The organism is Dolichospermum planctonicum (assembly GCF_005402965.1).
Lineage (GTDB): Bacteria > Cyanobacteriota > Cyanobacteriia > Cyanobacteriales > Nostocaceae > Dolichospermum > Dolichospermum planctonicum.
Window position 1 is genome coordinate 20,716 of record NZ_BJCF01000023.1, and the last position, 20,977, is coordinate 41,692.

Consider the following 20,977-nt stretch of genomic DNA (forward strand, 5'->3'; position numbering starts at 1 on the left):
AATTTAGGTATGTCGAAACCTTAAACAACCCATATCTCATCTCCTTTGCTTTTAAATGTATAAGCAAGCGTATCTAATAGCAGTGCCGATTGACCAAAAGCTATAGCATAAGGACTACTAGCATCATTAATACTGCATTGGTCACTGATGGGATAAATTTGAAAGTGCATAGGCAATCTTAACCGCATTCGCACTTCAGCAACTGGACGACGAATAACATAACAAACTAAACCCTCTTTTTTCAGTTTTTTATTAATTTGGCCTATCCAAGTGTTATCCGGTTGCCATACTCCCACCTCCGTTAAAACCTGTACTTTCCAAGCGTCTGCTATGGGTTGCAAGTCTCCAGAGTAGGTAAATTTCCAGTTTAACCGCTCTTCACGGTAAGCTTTCAACTTGATAAATGCTAGACAATGGGCAAATCTACCTTTTGCTATGGGTTGTCCGGTACTTTGCGCGGTTTCTTTTAATGTCCGCATGAATCCCGCTTCTGTCCAAATTTCAATGTCTAAGTTGCTTAAAATTCCTGGTAAATCATAGGTTTTAAATCTCTCACTTTCATTAGTTTCTGTTAAATCATATAACCCACATTGCAAAGGACTAGAACCACGAAAACTTGCTGCATCTTCTGCAATGGTATTTCCTGATTTACCTGATTTTTCTCGCCATTCTTTAGCCCATTTTTGAATATGTCCTGCTTGAAATTTTAAACTGGTATTAAATACTTTTTCACAAACTGTTTGAAACTTTTCTCGACTTTGGGTATATTGTTGTTTAATAGTGCGATCGCTTAACTTCACACACAACCAAAAAGACTGTACAGCGCCCCATTGGCGATAATATCCATGAAAATCATTAATTTTTCGATATTGTTCTTTGATTGTTTGTTGTAAAAATGGGCGATCATAAATATGATCCGCTTGTAATGGTGGTGAATCTGTTTCAAATAAACGCTCAACTAAAAAGTTAGGAATTAAAGCATAAGCTGTATAATTCTCAAATTTAATCTCTTGACCATTTCTTTCATATCCATCATGTCTTCCTAATCTTCCCAAACGTTGAATAAAATTACCAGAATCAGAGGATTCAAAAATTAAAAAATTAATCTTAAAATCAACTCCTACATCAATTGTACTTGTACTTAAAACTAAATCAGCCGCTAAACTTAATTCTTTTTCCCCTTTACTTGATAAACCTGTATTTTCTCCCACTGTCAAATTATAAGGTTGTAAAATTTCCTGAAAAAATGGCGTTAGTCGTTTCACTGACGCAATGGAATTAAGAATAATTGCCCCTTTACTTCCTGGATGTTCTTGAAATTGAGAGATAATGACATTACTATTTGCTTTTAACCAAGTTTCCGCAGCTTTAAAACTTGGTTCTAAAGGCATAAAATTGAGTGTAATTCCTTGTGTTACTTGTCGCCAATTTTGGTTTTGAAGTTGTACTTCTTGTTTTGGATGAGCAGGAAATTGATATTTATTTTCTGCTAGAGGATTTATCTCTTTACACCGAAATCCGGCTATTTCTAATTTGCTAATTAAATCTTGATCTGGTGTAGCTGAAAGAAAGAGAAACTTTTTGCGGCGGTTTGTACAATGAATTAATAGCATTGTATTAATTACGCTGGCAATTTGCGGGGCTGCAAAAACATGAAATTCATCAAAAATAAATACATCAAAGTCTTTATCAATTTTATTCCATAATTTATCAGGACTATCACCAGTAATTAAATAATTACTGCGATGTAAATAATGGAAAATATCAGGATTAGTTAATAATACTTCTCTTTGACTAGAAAGTGTTAAAATTGCTGCCCCTTTTTTTAATGCTTCATTTTCTGCATAAATTTCTAAATCTGCACCGCTTAATTTAACTATGCGTGGTTGATTCTCTGGTTGAAATATATCAATATATCCTTTGATTTGGGTTTCTTGATCTCTTGCTAATTCATTGGTTGGGTAAAGTCCAATGGCACAAAATTCACCTTGGAGAACTTGTAAATAAGCAGCTAAACTTTTACCATCTCCTGTCATTGCAGTGTTAAAAACTACGTCAATATTGGGATCTCTTAATGCTTTTAATGTTTCTAACTGATGCCAAGATAAAGACCAACTATCTGGTAATTTTACTCCATCTGGTGTGGGGACAGTTTGCGAATAAACAGGTTTGAGTTGAATACTGTAATTTTCTAACATACCTTAATTAATAACTCTTGTGAATTGATGGTTGCTTGATATTCTGTAATCGTCAGAGTATTTTTTTGCATTTGATTTGAGTTCACATATTGGATCAATCGAAATTCGAGATAGTAAATTATTGGTACTCATTTCTGCTATTTCCTATTTAGTCCTTTTTACTATTTTATTTTTGGTAATTCATTGAGACAATTAAAAACTGTCCGTAACTTATTGCTAAAATCTAGCATAACAGCCACAATAAAAATTGACAAGCGAAAACAAGTATAAAGTATACGGACACTTTCCATGAGTCGAAAAGGTCAATCTATTACCCTGTCAGTATCAGAGCGTGATAAAGCGCAACTAGAAGTGATCGCTCTCCAATTTGGGATGAAGTGGGGAGATGATCCCAATATCTCCAAACTGATCAAGGCCATAGCCCAACATGAATTAATAGTTAGTAAAAATAATGACTGGCAAGATTCACGTATCCGTGCCTTACATCGTTGTATAACTGCATTAACCGACATCGGACAAAATGAACAAGCGGAAATTATCGCTAATTTGCTACTAGCACGCAGTGAATTATCCGTACCTTTACGTAAAGAAATAGAAGGTTTTTTAAATAACTCCCGTCCATCTTGGCGGTTACAAATAGATCACTATATCTTACGTCAACAACCCTTTCAACTTGCTTATCAAGATGCGGCAGAAAGAGTAGTTAATTTTACTGTACGTTATGCCAAAATCACACCCTATGAAAAACGCCAATACCTTGACTGTTGGTGTGAAGAAACAGAAGGAAACTCTGACATACCAGAACTACAACATAATTGGTGTTTCCGTTTGGATAGAATTAACGAAGCAGCAGTTACGGAAATTACTGGACAATGGCATTCTAACCTAGATCAAATAGATGTAGAAATGCACATATTAAATAAGTTAGCGTTTGCCTATCAACCTAAACCAGAGGATAAAATAGTGGAGTGGATACCAGATCAACCACAGGTAAAAAAAGTAATTAGAAGAATATCAAATACATTCTGGTTTATTCGGGAAATTATGCAATATTCCTCTGAATGTATTGTAGTTTCACCAGAGGATGTGCGATCGCGTATTAAAGGAAATCTCATCAAGCTATGTCAAAATTATGATCTAACTGCATCACTCACCAGTTAATATCATTATAAGTAATAGCCCAGGATTTACAAATAGCTTGCACTACAGAGAAAACTCATGTTAAATTAGCACATTAAGTAAGATTGTTCGACCGCCAATGTTTTGATTACTATTTAATCTAAAATAGTAGATTCCGGCAAGTTTGTCTACATCTGGGTATAATTTAAGTTACAGTTTGAAACCCCGAAAAAATTTATTTTTTGGTATTGACAAAGAAATTTGAATATGTTATGTTTCTTTTGATAAGGAAGAACTATTCTACTGTTGTTCAATTAATAAAACACAGAGTCCCCGACTTGTTCAAAAAATCGGGGATATTTGTATTGAGAGTTAGACTTTTAAGAGGTTGTCAGTTGATCCGTCCTTCTTCAAAGCTAACCGGGCTAATCCATAACAAAGTAGGGCATTGACAAGAAGGAAGATTCGTGATAGATGAATATTTGCTAAACCCCAAACAGTAGGACTATAAATAGCGGTAACTGTTAAACAAGCTGCTATACCCAAAGTTGAACCAATAGCAAACCATTTCCCAGTAGGATGTCCTAAAAATAAGGCTATCAACACAAAGGGAATTAAGACACTGGCAAAAAGAGGATTTAATGAGTCCGTTCCCTGTAAAGTGTTTCCTAGTTCGGGAATGGAACTACCTAAAAGCCGGAAAGGCCATTGGGGAAGATCAAAGATATAAATTCCTTTGAGGAAAAATAAGCCAGAACTACCAAAAATCAAACCACTGGATAAAGACCAACTCCAAGCGAAGGGAAAATAAACCCGTAAAAACCAAGCCAGGAGATAAGAACCTATCACCATGAGTATTTTAGGCAATAAAGCGATCGCACCGCCATCTATCCAAAAACCAGGATTTAGATAGCCGTTTTCTCGCAACCACCGGAAAAAGTCAGGAACGCTAATTATACCATCACTAGCTAATTTAACCGCTGCTTCGGCGTTAAGTTGTCCAGCCCCATAATAGTTTAAACCATCATCTTGAATAACTCTCGCTGACTGCTGGAGAACCTGTAAAATTTCATTGGGTTCTTTAATTCCCAAAGCTTTAATTAATGCAGCTACACCCGCAACGTGGGGAGAAGCCATACTTGTTCCTTGCAGTCCGAGAAATAGACCCTCACCCTCTTCGTTAATAGTTTCTTGGAGAATTGTCCCAGTTTCACTACCACCAGGGGCGGAAATGTCCACACCTGCACCATAATTAGAATAAGATGCTCTTTCACCGTCAGGACCAAAAGCCGCAACACCGATAACATGAGGATAACGGGCAGGATAACTAACGCCATTAGTGTTTTCATTCCCAGCGGCGGCTATAATAGTTACACCTTTATTATGAGCGTAATTAATCGCCTCCGCCATAAGTTGGCTTTCTCCACCACCACCTAAGCTCATATTAATTACATCTGCACCATTATCAGCGGCAAATTTGATAGCTTCAGCAATATCGGCTACTGTTCCTGCACCGTCAGCATTTAATACTTTTAGGGGCATAAGATTGGCTTCGTAGGCTACTCCCGCTACACCATAACTGTTATTAGTAGACTGGGCAACTGTACCAGCGACATGAGTTCCATGTCCATTGTCGTCTTGGGCTTGTTCTGTATCATTGACAAAATCATAGCCTTTGACAAATTTGGTTTCATGTAAATCACGGACTTTAGTAATACCAGTATCAATGACAGCAACAGTGATACCACTACCTTTACTGCGTGTCCAAGCAGATTCTATACCGATTTTGTGTAAATTCCACTGTTTGCTATAATATTGATCATTGGGACCAATTAAAGAGGAATTTGGTTCTTTGTCGTTTTCTGGTGGTAGAATTTCCCCTAAGCGGGTGGTTTTATCTGTAGGTACAGTTTTGTAAATGTAATTGGGTTCGATAAATTCCGTAACTTTGACCAATGGGGATTTTTTTAAATCTGTGATTCTTTGGCGATCGCCTTTGATAATATATACATGATCTGCTGCTGAATATTTATTATCCAATTGGGGTGTAACATGATATTGTTGAGCGATCGCTTGTAAATCCTTTTGAATGAGATTTTCTGCTATATCTTCCCGAAAATCCAGTAAAATTGTCTCAAATTCGCCTTTAACTGCGAGTCCCTGAAAATGTAGAAATCCAAACACCGCAGTAGTCAGTCCCACAAAGAACAAGCAGAATAATATAAGTTTTTTCATATCCGCTGATCACCGCTTCTTGTCAGTTTGTTCACTACGATAACTCATATTATGGTATTTTTGGGAAAATTTAGGCTATAGTTGCTGACAGGTAACGGGGTGAAATGTTTCTGGTTTTGGTGCATAGGGTGGTGAAAATTAATCGTTTGACATCAATTCCATGAATAATAGTCTAGACTAAATAATAAGAAAAATCACACAAATCACAGAAATCAAAGTATGGAACGTGGTCTTTTATGGTTGCCTTTGTTAGTAGCATTTTTCTGGTTAGCGTGGCAAGGTTCACAGGAATATCAGAAACTTGAAGCTTATCGGATTTGGGCTGAAGAATTTGAACGAGCTAAATATGATATTTATGCTGTATTAGCTCAAAAAGGTAATGATATTACTTGGGGAAAACCAACAACTAAAGGACCAATTGCATTAGAAACTTTTTCTTTATTAGATGTTAAGGAAATTCGCTTTTTAGTGAATGGTAATGTGGTAGATATGGAAAATCCTCCGCAAAAAGGTAGAAAAATTGAATTGCAGTTTTTATTAACTAGTGATAAATCAATTTGTGTTCCTTTTACAGAAGTTCCCCTGGCCGCAAAATGGGGTAAATTTTTGCAAAGAACATTAGATACAGCAAGTTTAGCTTGAGTGAGGTAAACTTTATGCGGGCAAGATGCCCGCACCACAAGAGTTTTATTATTAATATTTGTACTTCATAATACCAGGAACTGCTTATGCGGGCAAGATGCCCGCACCACAAGAGTTTTATCATTAATATCTGTACTTCATAATACTGGGAACTGCTGTATCTGTTGAAAATTAAATGTGGGTGTTTTGAAACCCACGCAGGTGGGTTTTGCCTGTGTAGACGCGATTTCTAATCGCTCGAATGATGAACTTTAATAAATAACTGTTCCTAAACAATCTTTGATAAAATCAATAATGATCTTAAAATCAACAAAATCATCAGCCTGTTTTCTTTGTTCACATATCCATGTACAAAATTTCTTTTTTTGAAATTCTTGAAATTTTTCCCCATAACTTCTAGATTTGGTTTTCCATGAATAAAATTCTTCTGTAAATAAATGATCAGGAAATAGGTTTTCTATACCTTTTTTCACGTTTCGATTCTTTTGTTCAGGTATTGTCCTAATTTTCAATTTATCATGGTCTTCATTAGGTTTATGAGTATCACAATCATATAATAGTAATACTTTTCTAGTTAAGAATTTAGGGTTAGAAAGTAAAACATCTCTGGTATTTTTCAAACCACCATCACCAGTATTGATACTTTCACCTTTACCTATAGAAGCACCTACCCATTCAATATCAACTTGTGCTAAAATTTCCTTTTCTCCTAGTAATTCTAAGGCAGTTTTAATATAAATTGGGTCAGTTTCTCCCTCTGTTAAAACTAGAGGTTTAGTACCTTTTTCTACAGTAGCTTGGACTTCATCTTTAACAGAATTTATTTTTTTACAATAGTCATAAAACATTCTTTGACCATGAACAGACATTAGATAACTACAGTAGTCTTCCCAAACTTGAACAGACCAATGATCTAGTGTTTCTCGAAGGTATTTATAAGTAGGATTTTCTGAGCCATAACGATATTTTAAAAACTCATCAGGATAACTAACTTCTGTATGAGCCGGTATATTATGACGTGCCATTATTTCTAATAAATAAATTCCCTCTCCTTCCGACATTCTCAGGTGTTGAATGTCATAAGATAAATGAGCAGGATTAGAAGAATCTGCAACAACAATAATACAAAATCCTAAATATAAAGGATTAGGATTATTATATTCTCCTTTAAAATACCCTTTTTCAAACCCATCAATAATACTTTGTGCTTGATTGTCTTCTCTAAGATTATCAGTCCACCAATCAGGAATTTTTTGTGTATCATTAAATCCACGACCACACATGACCCAAAAACTACCTACAATATTTTTGGGATATTCTTCAAGTAATGATATTGCTCTTATCCAATTAGCCATACCAATTTCAGGTAAATGCACTGTCATTTTTAAATGTCCTGGTAAAAATAAAAATGTGATTTTATTCTATTAAACAACAAAATCAAACAAATAATGCGCCATTTCTAATTTAGAACAAGTGGGAATTTCCACCTCTCTCCCTTCTTTATCTAAAAACACCGCTTGATTATGATCACTCCCAAAACCACTATCAACTTGATCAATAGGATTTGCGACAATTGCATCTAATTTCTTTTTTTGCAATTTTTCCCGCGCTGGCTTGACAATATCCCCGGTTTGTGCTGCAAAACCAATTAAGTATTGATGGGGTTGTTTACGGTTGCCGATTTCCGCGACAATATCCGGTACTGGTATCAATGGTAAATTTTCGGGGAGCGATCGCTTGGGCAATTTTTCGGTACTATAATCTCTAGGTTTGACATCTGCAACGGCCGCTGACATAATAATTATATCTGCGTTGAGTAACTGATTTAACATGACTTGCTGCATCTCTTCTGAGGTAATTACGGGAATTGCTTCTACTCCTAAAGGTACTTCCCAACTTGCTGGACAATGTACCAATATTACTTTTGCACCTCGGTGTAGTGCAGCCTGTGCCAATGCTAAACCCATTTTACCAGTTGAGGGATTGCCAATAAATCGCACCGGATCTAAATATTCTCGCGTTCCCCCAGCACTGATTAAAACCTCTTTCCCCACTAAATCTCTTTTTCCTTGGGTGTATAATAAGGATTGAATATAAATAAATATTTCTGCGGCTTCTGCCATTCTACCAGCACCAATGCGATCGCAAGCCAACAACCCAGAACCAGTTTCCATACCATAAAATCTGCTATCTGTCAATAGCTGCCGCCAATTTCTTTGTACTGCTACCTGTTCCCACATATCTGTATTCATTGCTGGTGCTAACAATACGGGACAAGTAGAAGCGAGAACAGTATTTGTTAATAAATTATCCGCCATTCCATAAGCTAACTTAGCCAAAGTATTAGCAGTTAAAGGCGCGATAACAATTAAATCAGCCCATTCCCCCAACTCGATATGTAAAGGACGAGTATAAATTGGTTGCCAAAAATCATCATCTGTATAAGCTTGATGGCGCGATAAAGTTGCTAAAGTTAAAGGAGTGATAAATTCTTGGGCAGATTTAGTGAGAATAATTCGCAATTCCACCCCAGACTTAAACAGTGTAGAAACCAACTCACAAACCTTATAGGCGGCGATACCACCGCCTACAGCAATGAGGACTCGTTTGGATTTAAAATTAGGAGATGATGGCATTTTCGGATAATATCTCAATTACTTGAGATTTTAAAACGTTCTACCAATCTAAAATCCAAAATCTAAAATCTAAAATTTTTAGCCTTCGTCGTAGGGTTCTAAATCTAAGAGGTGAATATAGGCTTCAACTAACTCTGGACGCTGGAAAGCAATTGCCCGCAGTAGATGCCAATCATTTAAACCCTCAAAAGCATGACTATAGTTATCTAATTCCAGACGTGTAGCCAAATCTTGTACCTCTGTCGCTGTCATAGCAGAAATTTCTGTTTTGGAAATGCTTAGAGTTTTCATAATGCTTGCCCCTCCCTTTTGCAGCACTTACATTCAGCTTAGGGTGGAGTTGCTTCCACCTGATCTATCTTACTCATTAACGAGCATTAAATTTGTAAAAATTTTTCTGATTTTTCCAGAATTTGCAAAATTTTTGTAACTAGAGTTAACCAATTGTCTTGACAACAAAGGTTCTTAGTGCTTCTAACATTGGTAAATTAATTTCATGTCCCATTTCAAATTCATGGTACTCCACTGCTACCCCTAGAGATTTTGCCATGTCTCTGGACTTAATGGCCGCTTGTAGGGGAACTACTTCATCCTTTGTTCCGTGCATAATTAGCGTAGGTGGAAAATTGCCTGGATTAAGCGTTGCTACGCTAGGATGTGGATATCCACTCATCACAACTAAACCAGCCAATGGTAAGCTTAATCCTACATCTAAAGTCATTGCCCCACCTTGAGAAAATCCACTCAAAATTGTGCGTGATAAAGGTATGCCTGTATTAGTTTCTAAAGATTGCAACCAATCTATGAGTAGTTGTTTGCTTTCTACTAATCCAGCATACATATTTTCTGTCCGCAAGTCATACCATGCCCTACCTGTGTCAGCATGAGGATAGGGATAGGGAGCATTTGGTAGTAAAAATTCGTAATCTGGTAAATTGATATAAGGAATCAAAGATGCCACATCTTGAGCATTTGCGCCCCAACCATGTAAAGTAACGATTAAGGCTTTTGGTGTTTGTTTCGCTGGTGGAGAAACCCTAATAAAATCTAATACTGGAGTCATGGATAATTGAGTCAAGAATCAACTTCTATCCAGTATACCGCTGATCTAGGCCGCATTTCTGACCACTCTTTAGGTAAAATACTCTTCTGTTTGTAATTTAGTCCAAAGGAATCTGGGGAATTATGGCGCGTTTAGCCCTGCTGAGTGTATCTAATAAAACTGGTATTGGGGATTTAGCCCGGAGTTTGGTTGAAGAATTTGGCTTTGATATCATCAGTAGTGGAGGAACAGCCAAAACCCTCAAAGATGCAGGAATACCAGTTACTAAGGTTTCTGATTATACAGGTTCGCCAGAAATTTTAGGCGGTCGAGTCAAAACTCTTCATCCTCGCATTCATGGCGGTATTTTAGCACGGCGGGATATGGAAGAGGATATCATAGACCTGGAAAATAACCAAATTCGACCCATTGATTTGGTGGTGGTTAATCTTTATCCGTTTACGGAAACCATTGCTAAACCGGGTGTTACCTTAGCTGACGCTGTGGAACAAATTGATATTGGGGGTCCGGCAATGTTAAGGGCTGCTGCTAAAAATTACGCCCATTTAACGGTATTATGCGATCCTGCTCAATATGGGGAGTATTTACAAGAATTACGCCAAAATGAAGTAGTTTCTTTAGAGTTTCGCCAAAAATGCGCTTTAAAGGGCTTTTCCCACACTGCTAGTTATGATCATGCCATAGCATCTTATTTAGCTGGTACGCAAACACAAGAATTTACTCTTGCTGGGACACAAATTCAATCTTTACGCTATGGGGAAAATCCCCACCAACCGGCAGCCTGGTATCAAACTGGCAGTGAAACTACTGGTTGGGCAGCGGCCACTAAACTGCAAGGGAAGGAACTCAGCTATAATAATTTGGTAGATTTGGAAGCCGCACGGCGGATAATTGCTGAGTTTACCGATAGTCCGGCAGCGACAATTATTAAACACACTAACCCCTGTGGAACTGCGGAAGCAACCAACATTTTCGATGCTTATCAAAAGGCTTTTAATGCCGATTCTACTTCGGCTTTTGGGGGAATTGTGGCTTTAAATCGTCCTCTTGATGCGGCAACGGCAACGGAGTTAACAAAGACATTCTTAGAATGCGTAGTTGTTCCCGGTTGTGACGCAGCAGCCCAAGAGATATTAACTAAAAAGGGCAATGTCCGCCTTTTGATTTTACCAGACTTGTTGACTGGACCGAAAGAAACTGTAAAAGCGATCGCTGGTGGGTTTTTAGTCCAATCTGCTGATGATATCATTGCTGATCCTACTCAATGGCAAGTTGTCACCGAACGTCAACCTACTCCCCAGGAGTTAGGGGAATTATTATTTGCTTGGAAGGTGTGTAAGCACGTCAAGTCAAATGCTATTGTAATTACAAGCGATCGCACTACATTAGGTATTGGTGCTGGACAAATGAACCGCGTCGGTTCAACAAAAATCGCTATTGCCCAAGCCGGAGAAAAAGCCCAAGGTGCATTTTTAGCCAGTGACGGTTTCTTCCCCTTCGATGATACCATTCGCGCTGCCGCTGCTGCTGGCATTACTGCCATTGTCCAGCCGGGGGGAAGTCTTCGAGATAAAGATTCTATCAAGGCCGCTAATGAACTAGGCTTACTCATGGTTATAACTGGTGTCCGGCACTTTTTACATTAGTTTTACCTTGGAAAAACAATTTCCAAAATTGTTGTCTAAGGTACTTGCCATTTAATTGAAATAGTGATAAGTTATATTTGTGTGTGAGGAGAAAACTCAAAAAGCGTCTGGGGTGGAAACACGGCAACACTCCCGGACGCTTTTTGATTTCAATTTTATTTCATTTCCAAAATTTTCTTTAGGCATGAGTCATGAATTACCCCTAATTTCCCTATTTTCTGCCTAAGTCCTAAGTTCGCGCTTTTGCGATTTTATGCTAAATATAATTCATACCGCCATTATCCAAGACCTAAAAAACTCAGAAAATATAGAAAAAATATATTTCCCCGTTAACAAAATGCTCGCTTCATCTGCAAAACCTATATTTCCAGAAATGTTGCATTCATGATCTAACGTTTTGGCAATTTGGCAGACAATAATTTTAGTTTCAGGTTTTAATGGAATATCAACAGGGTGAGTGGGAAAGTTGAGCAGTTTTGATGTAGGGATTTATCCCAGCACTGAAGAACTCTAAACTCAATCACAATTGATAGATAAGCTGCTGTCAAACACTCTATAAACATTGCTAGATTAAAATCATAGCCATGATTCATGTCTTAACAGCAACTAACCAAGAATTGCACAGAGAAGACAGAGAATATATAGTATTTCACCGATTGCTTAGTAAACAAACGGAATTGTTCAGTCCGAAATTGAACTGTATGAGTACAAAATAACTTAAAAATGGTTGGATTGTGAAAAAAGTAACAAAAGTTAATAATTTAGTTCTTAATCACGAAGCATTTGGGAAATAATTGCATCTGCCTGTAATCTTTTGTAAGTCAAGTGAACTAAATTAGCTTCATCTAATTGCCCACAAAGGTAGCAAGCTAAACTAAGAGCATCTAATAGCATCAAAGTGGTAATGCCTTCTGCTGCTAAAGATGATATATATTCGGAAACGCCTTTAGCACAAGTTGTTGCTGGCATTAGCACTAGTAGCAAACGTAAACAGTCTGTTGATGCCATCATGCCATCTAATTCATGTGTTTGAGTGGCTAACTGAACAATACCAAGAACGATTTGATTCGGGGAAATACCTTCTTTCATGAGTAAAGCAAAGAAGGAAGTTAAATGACATGGGGTGCTGTGATCAAGCTTGATATTCATAGTGCTTATTAAAATCAGTGTAACAATAATCAGAGATTTTTTGACTAATCCGGAAAAATCTCTCAAAAGTTTTTGGTTTTTTTTCCGTGAGATTCCAGAATCTTTTAACAGATGTCACCCCAACTTGTCAATTTGAGTTTTTAGAGAACTCCACACAACAGTGCAGAATTTAACTCATATTTCCGTATCCCCTGATACTGTAAATCAACTTACTCCTTTACTGTTCGTCTTGCATCTTGTAACACCAAGTAAGTCAGGTGATTTTTGGGCTGTACCAAATAAACTATTTTTGATGAATTTGATTAAATTTATCAACCAAATTAGTAGTTTATGTAACCGACAAAAGGCGTTTGCTGCAAGTAAAGTAAGATAGACGGTTTTGTGTTTAGTTGATCAGACGCAGTAAACAATAAATTGGAGAATCTTTACCTAATGTTGATACCCAACGGTGGTAAAGACAAATTACATCTAATATTTCTGGATGTAAACGTCTGAAACCGGGAAAAAATAATTGTCAGATTGGCTGGATTTTACATAAGCTATTATATAGTTATACTTTTATTTATACTTCTCAATAAAGATTAAAGCAAATTCGATATATATCAACGGTTTTTTATGTACGCTGATGCTAGAGCTAGATTAACAAGCAAAGTAGATACTGGCATTTTTGGTAGCATAATAGTAGATTACACTAGGAACTATATTTTTGGAAAAAAATCTGTATGGCAAGCTACCTAGAAACCCAATCTCCAGAAGAGTTGCTTGATGAAGTTATGCAAGAAACCACACCGCTAAATCATGTAGAAGTCATTGAAAATGTGATTAATACTCTAGCGGAAGATCAAAGTGCAATGGTGAGCCATTCGTCCGAGGGTGGGTATTTGTGGAAATTCCAGTATGGCAGTGTAGAAGTATTTGTACAGTTGACGGGAACTACTGATGAAGATACAATTACGGTTTGGTCTGCCGTACTGACGCTACCAGTTCAAGATGAGGCCAGATTAACACGATATTTATTAGAATTGAACTGTGTTAGTACCTTTGAATCCCGTTTTGGGATTATTGACAATCAAGTGGTGGTGATTTCTACACGCACTTTAGCAGAGTTGTCTCCGGGGGAAGTTTCCCGGATCATTACTATCGTTGCAACTATCGCTGATGATAATGATGAATATCTGCAATCTGAGTTTTGTGCAGTTTAAGTATTGCACTATTGCGGTATAAATTATGTTTCTTATGTTTCTGGTATTTCGCGCCAAGACGCAAAGGAGCAAAGCCGTAAAGAAATACGTTGATTTTGTGGTTTAAATACATGAAAACTGCTGTAACTATTGCTGTCACTAATTTAGTATTTTAGCCTGGGGGTTGACTTTTAATGCCTGAGCAGTGGCGACTTATTCCGATTTTAGCAGCTTCTGGTTCTGTCCAGATGGCTATAGACCGTTGGTTATTAGTACAGCATGAGTCGGGAAAATGTCCACCGATTCTGCGCTTTTATACCTGGTCTCCCCCGGCAATTTCTCTGGGTTATCATCAACGTCAATATCCTGAATTTTGGCAAAATTTAATCTGGAAAGGCGAAAAATTGGATTTGGTACGTCGTCCTACTGGTGGAAGAGCGGTTTTACACCAAGGTGATTTAACTTACTCAGTTGTTACTTCTGGAGTCAGGGGCAATACTCTAGAAATATATGCAAAGATTTGTGAATTTTTAATCCAAGGATGGCGATCGCTTGGCATAGAGTTGTACTATGGTCAGGCTGGACGCGGTTATATTCATAATCCTAATTGTTTTGGAACGGCCACTGGTGCAGATTTGGTTTTAGCAGATGGTTCTAAACTCATTGGTAGCGCCCAATTACGCAGAGGTGACGCGGTTCTTCAACATGGTTCTATACGATTAAACCCGGCTGTGGATTTGTTTATAAAAGTATTTAATCAGGAGTTTTTTCATCCTCTTCAATTTCCTGAAAGTATTAATCAAGAAACAATTATTAAGGCTTTAATAGCCGCAGCTTGTGATTGTTTCGCTATGGAAATAGAGGTGATACCTTTGTCTGAAGATGAGTGGAATTTGATTTTAGCAGATTGTTGATTAGGGGCAGTTTTTGGACTACCCTAAGTTTTTTTCCTCTCCCACAGACGCAGGAACGCAAAGAGAAGTCAGGTCTATTTTAGTTTTTATCTTTGGTATGATGTCTACTTTTTAGATGGTCATGTTTTATTTGTATTTCATACCATTCGTTTAAACAGTATTCTGACCAACAAAAACAATATTCATTCCAACAAAAATCACATAATTCTTTTTGTTTGATTTGATCTTTATTTACTGGTTTTTGCAGCAGATAAGTGCGCGGACAATGGCTGTAATTATTCATGATTTTACCTGGTATTTAGGCTAATATTTCTGGATGATCTAGTTATCTAAAAGATGATACATATAAATCTCGCTTTTTGGTGGAAATTATTTACTATATGTATAAAATATTTTCAGAAAGATATACTTTTTAATACTCAGACCTACGTATAAATAAGATCGGAACTAAGGACTTGAGGATACAGAGGAATGGAGAAAATAGGAGTTTGGGAAATTTTTTTTGTGTAAGTCTTAATTGTGCGTTAGTTGCGAAGGTAGACTTCTCTTCAGGAAGTAATAAAAATTTGCAACATATAACCTATGAAAATCATACACATTGAGTTACTATGGGAGAGGTGTCAAATACAGCAAGATTACCCGCATGGATACAAATCAGTTAAAGTTTCTATTAATGCTGTTAGGATGTGCTAATTATCGTACTGGCTTGAGTTCTAACATTTTTAAGCGTTTTAAAAGTGAAAAAAACAAAATTTGTCGAGATTTGGGAGAATTGGAATATGTGGACTATTCCCGTGAAGTTGCTACGGTCAAAATTTTACCTGCTGGTCAAGCACTATTGAAACTCGACTTAGCACAGTTACCTATTGATGATCAAGAACTCAAGGTACTGGAGAAGATAAGTAAAAGTTCTGGAAAAATAGCCCCCAGTGAAATCAAAGTTTCAGGACTAAAATCTGATGAAAGAGATGTAATCTTAAAAACCTTGAGTGAACGGGGTTTGATTGCTGCTGAAATTAAGATGAAAATGCGTAACGCTGATGTTTGGTTAACACAAAGAGGTATTGAGGTTTTGCGGGATGAATATATTCCCGAAGGAAAAGCAAATATAGACTTTAATTTGCTAGGTAATTATGTGCAGTTTTTACGGAAGAATTTGCGGGTTAAGTCAGAACAAGTTTCTACTTTAGTTTCTGATAATATAGAATCACATTCTGATATTACTAGCAATATCAGTGATCAAGAAATTTTAGAGACTATCAAGAAATTAGATCGGGAATTGGGGACAGAGAATTATTTACCAATTTTCCATTTACGGCAAAAATTACAACCGCCTTTATTACGAGACGATTTAGATCAGGCGTTGTATAGATTACAAAAAAGTGACAAAATTGATTTTAGTACCTTACAAGAAGTCAGTGCTTATACACCAGAACAAATTGACGCGGGAATTCCTCAAAATATTGGCGGACAACTGTTCTTTCTCATAGTTAATTAACAGTTTTTCCAATATTTTTCATTTTTTCATTACTTTTTCCTCTCACTCACCTATATCTATGACAGACATTAACGACATTATTAAACGCGAGGTCAACCCTTTTGACGTGATCAATTTAAAGCCTACTAATTTTTGGGCTGAAGAACAAGATTCAAAACTCATGGTTGAGTCAATTCATAAAAACGCAATCATAGAAATTGAAGGTTTACTTGATTTAGTAGGTCAAGATCATCGTAGCCGCACAGTTTTATTAGCTGGTGAGTCTGGTTCTGGCAAAAGTTATGTATTAGGTCGGCTGAAACGTACTCTTAACCCGAAAGCCTTTTTTGCTTATATTCTCTGCAACTGGGCTGATAGTAGTAATATTTGGCGGCATATTTTACGTCACACTGTTGATAGTTTGATTCAAGTTCCCGAAGGGGAAAAAGAATCACAGTTAATATTGTGGCTAAAAAGTTTAACGGCGTTTACAAAACGCGATATAAAACAACGAATATTTAATGATAATTTTTGGGAAGCATTACAAAGTAATCGGCAAAAATTTATCAAACACCTCAAGGATAATTATAAAAAAGCAGGTATTTATAATCCTGATATGTTTTTTGGAGTGCTGCATGATCTGACAAATCCAGAATTATATGATTTAGCTTGTGAGTGGCTGCGTGGTGATGACTTAAATGAAGATTCCATGAAAGAAATCAAGGTCAAAACTTGCATTGATACAGAAGATGCTGCAAAAAATATCTTAGCCAACTTTGGCAGAATTTCTACACAAACCCAACCGATTGTTTTATGTTTTGACAATTTAGATACTATGCCCCAGTTACCAGAAGGTTTTCTGGACATACAACCTTTTTTCAATGTCAATACCACAATTCATGGGGATAATTTAAAAAATTTCTTGGTGATAATTAGCGTTATTACAAACACATTAAAACGGCATTTTGATCGAATTCTCCCAGCCGATAAAGCCGGAATACATAAAACAATTCAGTTAAAACCTATTACTATAGAACAGGCAGAAGCACTTTGGGCCTATCAACTTCAGCCATTACACCAACTAGCAAACCCCAGACCTGAATCTCCTACTTTTCCCCTAAATCGGGAAATTTTAGAGAAAACCTATCCTGGTGGTAAAACTATGCCTAGAAATGCACTAACTCTAGGTCGTGAAGAATATCAAAAATATAAACTTTCATTAGAAGTTATCATTCCTCCACCTCCACCTCCACCACCACCACCACTATTTGAATTATTATGGCAGCACGAATATACAAAAAGTCAGGGGAAAATTACCAAGATTTCTCTGTTATCATCACCTGATTTAATTCAGATGTTGCAGCAGTCTATATCTAGTTTAAAAATGCAGGGAGTTAAGACTAAACTCTTAAGCGGAAAGTATGCTAGTTATTCCTTGAGTTATCAACATCCTACCAAGCGGGAAAAATTGGGTATAGTTTGGACAGAAGACTCAAATATGAATAGCTTTTATCATATAATGAATGCTTGTCAAACAGTCCTTCAAAAAAATCTCTGTCAAACTATGTACTTAATTCGTGGTGGGGATTTAGGAAAACCAAACATGGCTGGAAATCAACTCTATAGACAGATTTTCACTGATACTAATCATGTTCATATCAAACCAAGTTTACAGTCTATTCACTATTTGGCAACATATCAAAGTTTGGTAAATTCTGCCAAATCTCAAGAATTGGTAATTGGTGGGAAAACGATTAATTTACAAGAACTAGAAACTTTAATTAATAAATCTGAGATTTTGCATAAATGTACTTTATTACAAGATTTGGGAATTGTTTCTAAACCAAAGCCAGAACCAGAAACAAATGGTAAGGAAGGAGAAGATTTAAGACCTGTTAAGGATTTCTTATTAAATCTAGTTAAAACTCAACATCTTTTAGGAAAACCAACTTTAATTGACAATGCTATTAGCAACTTTCCCACAGTTAACGAAGCTCAAATTAATGTATTGATTCAACAACTATGTGAGGAAAATAAAATTCAAATTCTTGACCCCAAAGCCAAGCCAGAAGCTCAATTAATTTGCTTAGTTCCTCACAAGTAATCTATCCAGCACATTTTTTATATCAGCCAATGCACTACCTGACAGAAGCTTCTGAAATTTACAATCAAATTTCCCAACTGTCCCTATCTAAAACCCTATGGATAGATACAGAAATTGCTGATTGTTATACCGATAAACCAAAATTAGCACTAATTCAGGTATTGGCTGATTATACAGATTTAACTGGTGAATCTGCTTACATTTTTGATGTTTTGGGTAAACCTGATTTGGCTGTATATTTCATTAACCAAATCATGGTTAATCCGCAAATTGAGAAAGTTTTTCATAATGCTGGTTTTGATTTAAAATATTTAGGCAAGGAACTAGCTCAAAATGTCACTTGTACTTTAAAAATAGCGAGAAAAATCACTAAAGAAGTTTTACAAACTACCAACTTAAAACTAAAAACTCTAGCTGCTGAACTCTGTCAATTTTCTCATGTAGACGCAGAAGAAGGAGGCAGTGATTGGGGAAAACGTCCCCTGACTCAAAAACAGTTAAACTATGCAGCTATGGATACTGTTTATCTCGCTGCTGTTCATTATCGCTTGCTTGAAATATCCAATCCTGATGTTATCAGTCGTGTATTTAATATGGTAGATCACAAATCTGAAAATTCCTCTTTAACTCCGACGAAAGTTAGATTAGCTTTTGAATGTCCCCGACTATTTTATCTAAATCACCATTTTAATTGTAAAGCAATATTCTCTCCTAAAGATACTGTTGGGGGTGTTGGTAATGTTTTTCATAAGTTAGCAGATGATTTTATTAATTTACTGCTGATTGAACCCAGATTTAAAAGTTTATTTAATCCATCTGCAACACAATTAAAGGTAGATGTAATTACATCGGAAATTCAACAATTATTCTATCAAATTAAGTTCTTCCCCTATTTACAAGATGTAATTGCAAAAGACGCGAGTCAAGCCTCTCTACTGCTACAGGTTTGGCAAGGTTTACAAGGATTAATTAAAAAGTTTACTGAATTGTTGATCATCAATCGTCGTTATTGCAGTGCGGAAACAGTTATTCAGAATACTTTTATTTCTGGAGAACACAATTTAGAATATTACTTTGATTTACCTAATGGCACAAAGCAATTAATTAGAGGTGAGTTTGATTGTCTGGTTTTTAATTTTGAACTTAAACGCCTTTATATGGTAGAATTTAAAACCTATCAACCTGTAGATTCAGCAGCACAATTAGCGCAAGTCTCTCTCTATAGTTATATGTTATCGAAGCAGAAAAAAACACCTGTTGATTCTGCTGTTTATTGTGTTTTACCAGAATTTAAAGAGTACAAATATTCTTGGGAACAGTTAGAAAATACGGTTCATCAATTAATTCCCTATAAACTATTACAAATGCAAAACTGGTTAAGTTGGGAATCTCCCAATCCTAACCCACCACCGGCGACAACTCAACCTCATTTATGTGAAATTTGTCCCCAACAACAAAAATGTCAAACTTTTTTTGATGTTGAATCTAATCATGATCAAAATTCAGATACAGAACCTCCTATAAAAAAGCCAGAGCCATCTATTAATGCTGATAAGATAGGCGAAGATTTAGTTAATACTTTGCAATCTTTTGGTATTGGTGTTGAGTATCATGGTGCTGCGGTAAGTCCAGCATTTATCAGAGTCAAACTTAAACCAAATTCGGGTGTAAAAGTAAATTCAATTCTCAAATTATCCGCTGATTTACAAGTACAATTGGGGTTAGAATATCCGCCTTTAATTGCACCTCAAGCTGGTTATGTAAGTATTGATTTACCGCGTCAAGATAGACAAATTGCTAAATTTGAAGATTTTATTCAAAAGCAATTTTTACCCCCAACAGCACCTGTAAAAATTGCCATTGGGGTGAGTATTGATGGTAAATTGTTAGAGGCTGATTTATCAGATCCAAATACCTGTCATTTTTTGGTGGGAGGAACAACAGGAAGCGGAAAAAGTGAATTTTTGCGATCGCTTCTTCTCAGTTTAATCTATCGTCATTCTCCCCAACATTTAAAAATTGCTTTAGTTGATCCTAAGCGGGTAACATTTCCCGAATTTGAACAAATGTCATGGTTATATGCACCAGTTGTCAAAGATAGCGATCGCGCTGTAGAATTAATGCAAGAACTAGTTGCAGAAATGGAATCTCGTTATCAAAAATTTGAAAAAGCTAAATGTGCAGATTTAACAGTTTATAATCAACGTTCCTCCCCAATGTTACCGCGCATTGTTTGTATTTTTGATGAATATGCTGATTTTATGGCAGAAAAAGAGGTTCGCACCATATTAGAACAAAGTATCAAACGTTTAGGCGCAATGGCAAGAGCCGCAGGTATTCATCTAATTATTTCTACGCAACGTCCAGAAGCGAGTATTGTCACCCCAATTATCCGTTCTAACCTACCTGGAAGGGTTGCACTCAGCACCAAAAGTGAAGCTGATTCAAAAATCATTTTAGGTGGAACATCAACCGTAGCAGCTTATCTGATAGGCAAAGGTGATTTAGTTTACCAAGTTGGTTCGCACTTGCAACGTCTTCAGAGTTTATTAGCACAAAGTATTAAACTATCCTAACAATATCCCCGATTTCTTGGAGAAGTCTGGGGTCTGA

At 36.5% G+C, this 20,977-nt stretch carries 15 protein-coding genes; 8 read left to right on the forward strand and 7 right to left on the reverse strand.

Annotation, left to right across the window (positions count from 1 at the left end; translation table 11 throughout):
• Positions 1-20 precede the first annotated feature (20 nt).
• Complete coding sequence (cas3, locus tag FFO06_RS11510) at positions 21-2,198, reverse strand: type I-D CRISPR-associated helicase Cas3' (protein ID WP_137908172.1); 2,178 nt, start codon at positions 2,196-2,198, stop codon at positions 21-23.
• 288 nt (positions 2,199-2,486) lie between these two features.
• On the opposite strand from cas3, the gene FFO06_RS11515 reads away from it, so the two are divergent.
• Positions 2,487-3,359 (forward strand): WYL domain-containing protein, encoded by an 873-nt coding sequence (locus FFO06_RS11515; RefSeq protein WP_137908173.1) that lies wholly within the window; start codon positions 2,487-2,489, stop codon positions 3,357-3,359.
• 330 nt (positions 3,360-3,689) lie between these two features.
• Here the strand turns inward: FFO06_RS11515 and FFO06_RS11520 are convergent, their stop codons facing one another.
• Positions 3,690-5,552 carry a S8 family peptidase gene (locus tag FFO06_RS11520; protein WP_137908174.1) on the reverse strand — a complete coding sequence of 621 codons (1,863 nt, stop codon included), beginning with the start codon at positions 5,550-5,552 and terminating at the stop codon, positions 3,690-3,692.
• A gap of 219 nt (positions 5,553-5,771) precedes the next feature.
• Here FFO06_RS11520 and FFO06_RS11525 point away from each other — a divergent pair, with 219 nt between their 5' ends.
• Entirely contained in the window at positions 5,772-6,194 is a 423-nt protein-coding gene (locus FFO06_RS11525; RefSeq protein ID WP_137908175.1) for a hypothetical protein, read from the forward strand.
• 251 nt (positions 6,195-6,445) lie between these two features.
• Here FFO06_RS11525 and FFO06_RS11530 read toward each other — a convergent pair whose 3' ends face one another.
• The 4 genes from FFO06_RS11530 to FFO06_RS11545 form a co-directional block, all read right to left on the reverse strand.
• Complete coding sequence (locus FFO06_RS11530; protein WP_137908176.1) at positions 6,446-7,576, reverse strand: hypothetical protein; 1,131 nt, start codon at positions 7,574-7,576, stop codon at positions 6,446-6,448.
• Between the two features lie 42 nt (positions 7,577-7,618).
• The gene (gene coaBC / locus FFO06_RS11535; protein WP_137908177.1) at positions 7,619-8,830 is read right to left on the reverse strand and encodes a bifunctional phosphopantothenoylcysteine decarboxylase/phosphopantothenate--cysteine ligase CoaBC; all 1,212 of its coding nucleotides are present in this window, start codon (positions 8,828-8,830) and stop codon (positions 7,619-7,621) included.
• A gap of 78 nt (positions 8,831-8,908) precedes the next feature.
• Positions 8,909-9,121: a protein IsiD gene (gene isiD / locus FFO06_RS11540; RefSeq protein WP_137908178.1), complete on the reverse strand. Its 213-nt coding sequence runs from the start codon at positions 9,119-9,121 to the stop codon at positions 8,909-8,911.
• A gap of 145 nt (positions 9,122-9,266) precedes the next feature.
• On the reverse strand, positions 9,267-9,893 hold the full coding sequence (locus FFO06_RS11545; protein WP_137908179.1) for an alpha/beta hydrolase: 627 nt from the start codon (positions 9,891-9,893) through the stop codon (positions 9,267-9,269).
• 122 nt (positions 9,894-10,015) lie between these two features.
• Between FFO06_RS11545 and purH the strand changes: the two genes are divergently transcribed.
• Positions 10,016-11,539: a bifunctional phosphoribosylaminoimidazolecarboxamide formyltransferase/IMP cyclohydrolase gene (purH, locus tag FFO06_RS11550; RefSeq protein WP_137908180.1), complete on the forward strand. Its 1,524-nt coding sequence runs from the start codon at positions 10,016-10,018 to the stop codon at positions 11,537-11,539.
• A 768-nt stretch (positions 11,540-12,307) separates the two neighbouring features.
• Here purH and FFO06_RS11555 read toward each other — a convergent pair.
• Positions 12,308-12,688, reverse strand: a complete 381-nt coding sequence (locus tag FFO06_RS11555) for a hypothetical protein (RefSeq protein WP_028084553.1) — start codon at positions 12,686-12,688, stop codon at positions 12,308-12,310.
• 722 nt (positions 12,689-13,410) lie between these two features.
• Here FFO06_RS11555 and FFO06_RS11560 point away from each other — a divergent pair.
• The 5 genes from FFO06_RS11560 (at position 13,411) to FFO06_RS11580 (ending at position 20,940) form a co-directional block, all read left to right on the forward strand.
• On the forward strand, positions 13,411-13,890 hold the full coding sequence (locus FFO06_RS11560; RefSeq protein ID WP_137908181.1) for a YbjN domain-containing protein: 480 nt from the start codon (positions 13,411-13,413) through the stop codon (positions 13,888-13,890).
• Between the two features lie 173 nt (positions 13,891-14,063).
• On the forward strand, positions 14,064-14,783 hold the full coding sequence (locus FFO06_RS11565) for a lipoate--protein ligase family protein (protein ID WP_137908182.1): 720 nt from the start codon (positions 14,064-14,066) through the stop codon (positions 14,781-14,783).
• Between the two features lie 643 nt (positions 14,784-15,426).
• Positions 15,427-16,281: a transcription factor RcaD gene (locus FFO06_RS11570; protein WP_137908183.1), complete on the forward strand. Its 855-nt coding sequence runs from the start codon at positions 15,427-15,429 to the stop codon at positions 16,279-16,281.
• A 58-nt stretch (positions 16,282-16,339) separates the two neighbouring features.
• Positions 16,340-18,364 (forward strand): ATP-binding protein, encoded by a 2,025-nt coding sequence (locus tag FFO06_RS11575; RefSeq protein WP_137908184.1) that lies wholly within the window; start codon positions 16,340-16,342, stop codon positions 18,362-18,364.
• Between the two features lie 29 nt (positions 18,365-18,393).
• Positions 18,394-20,940, forward strand: a complete 2,547-nt coding sequence (locus FFO06_RS11580; RefSeq protein WP_137908185.1) for a DNA translocase FtsK — start codon at positions 18,394-18,396, stop codon at positions 20,938-20,940.
• Positions 20,941-20,977: the final 37 nt, after the last annotated feature.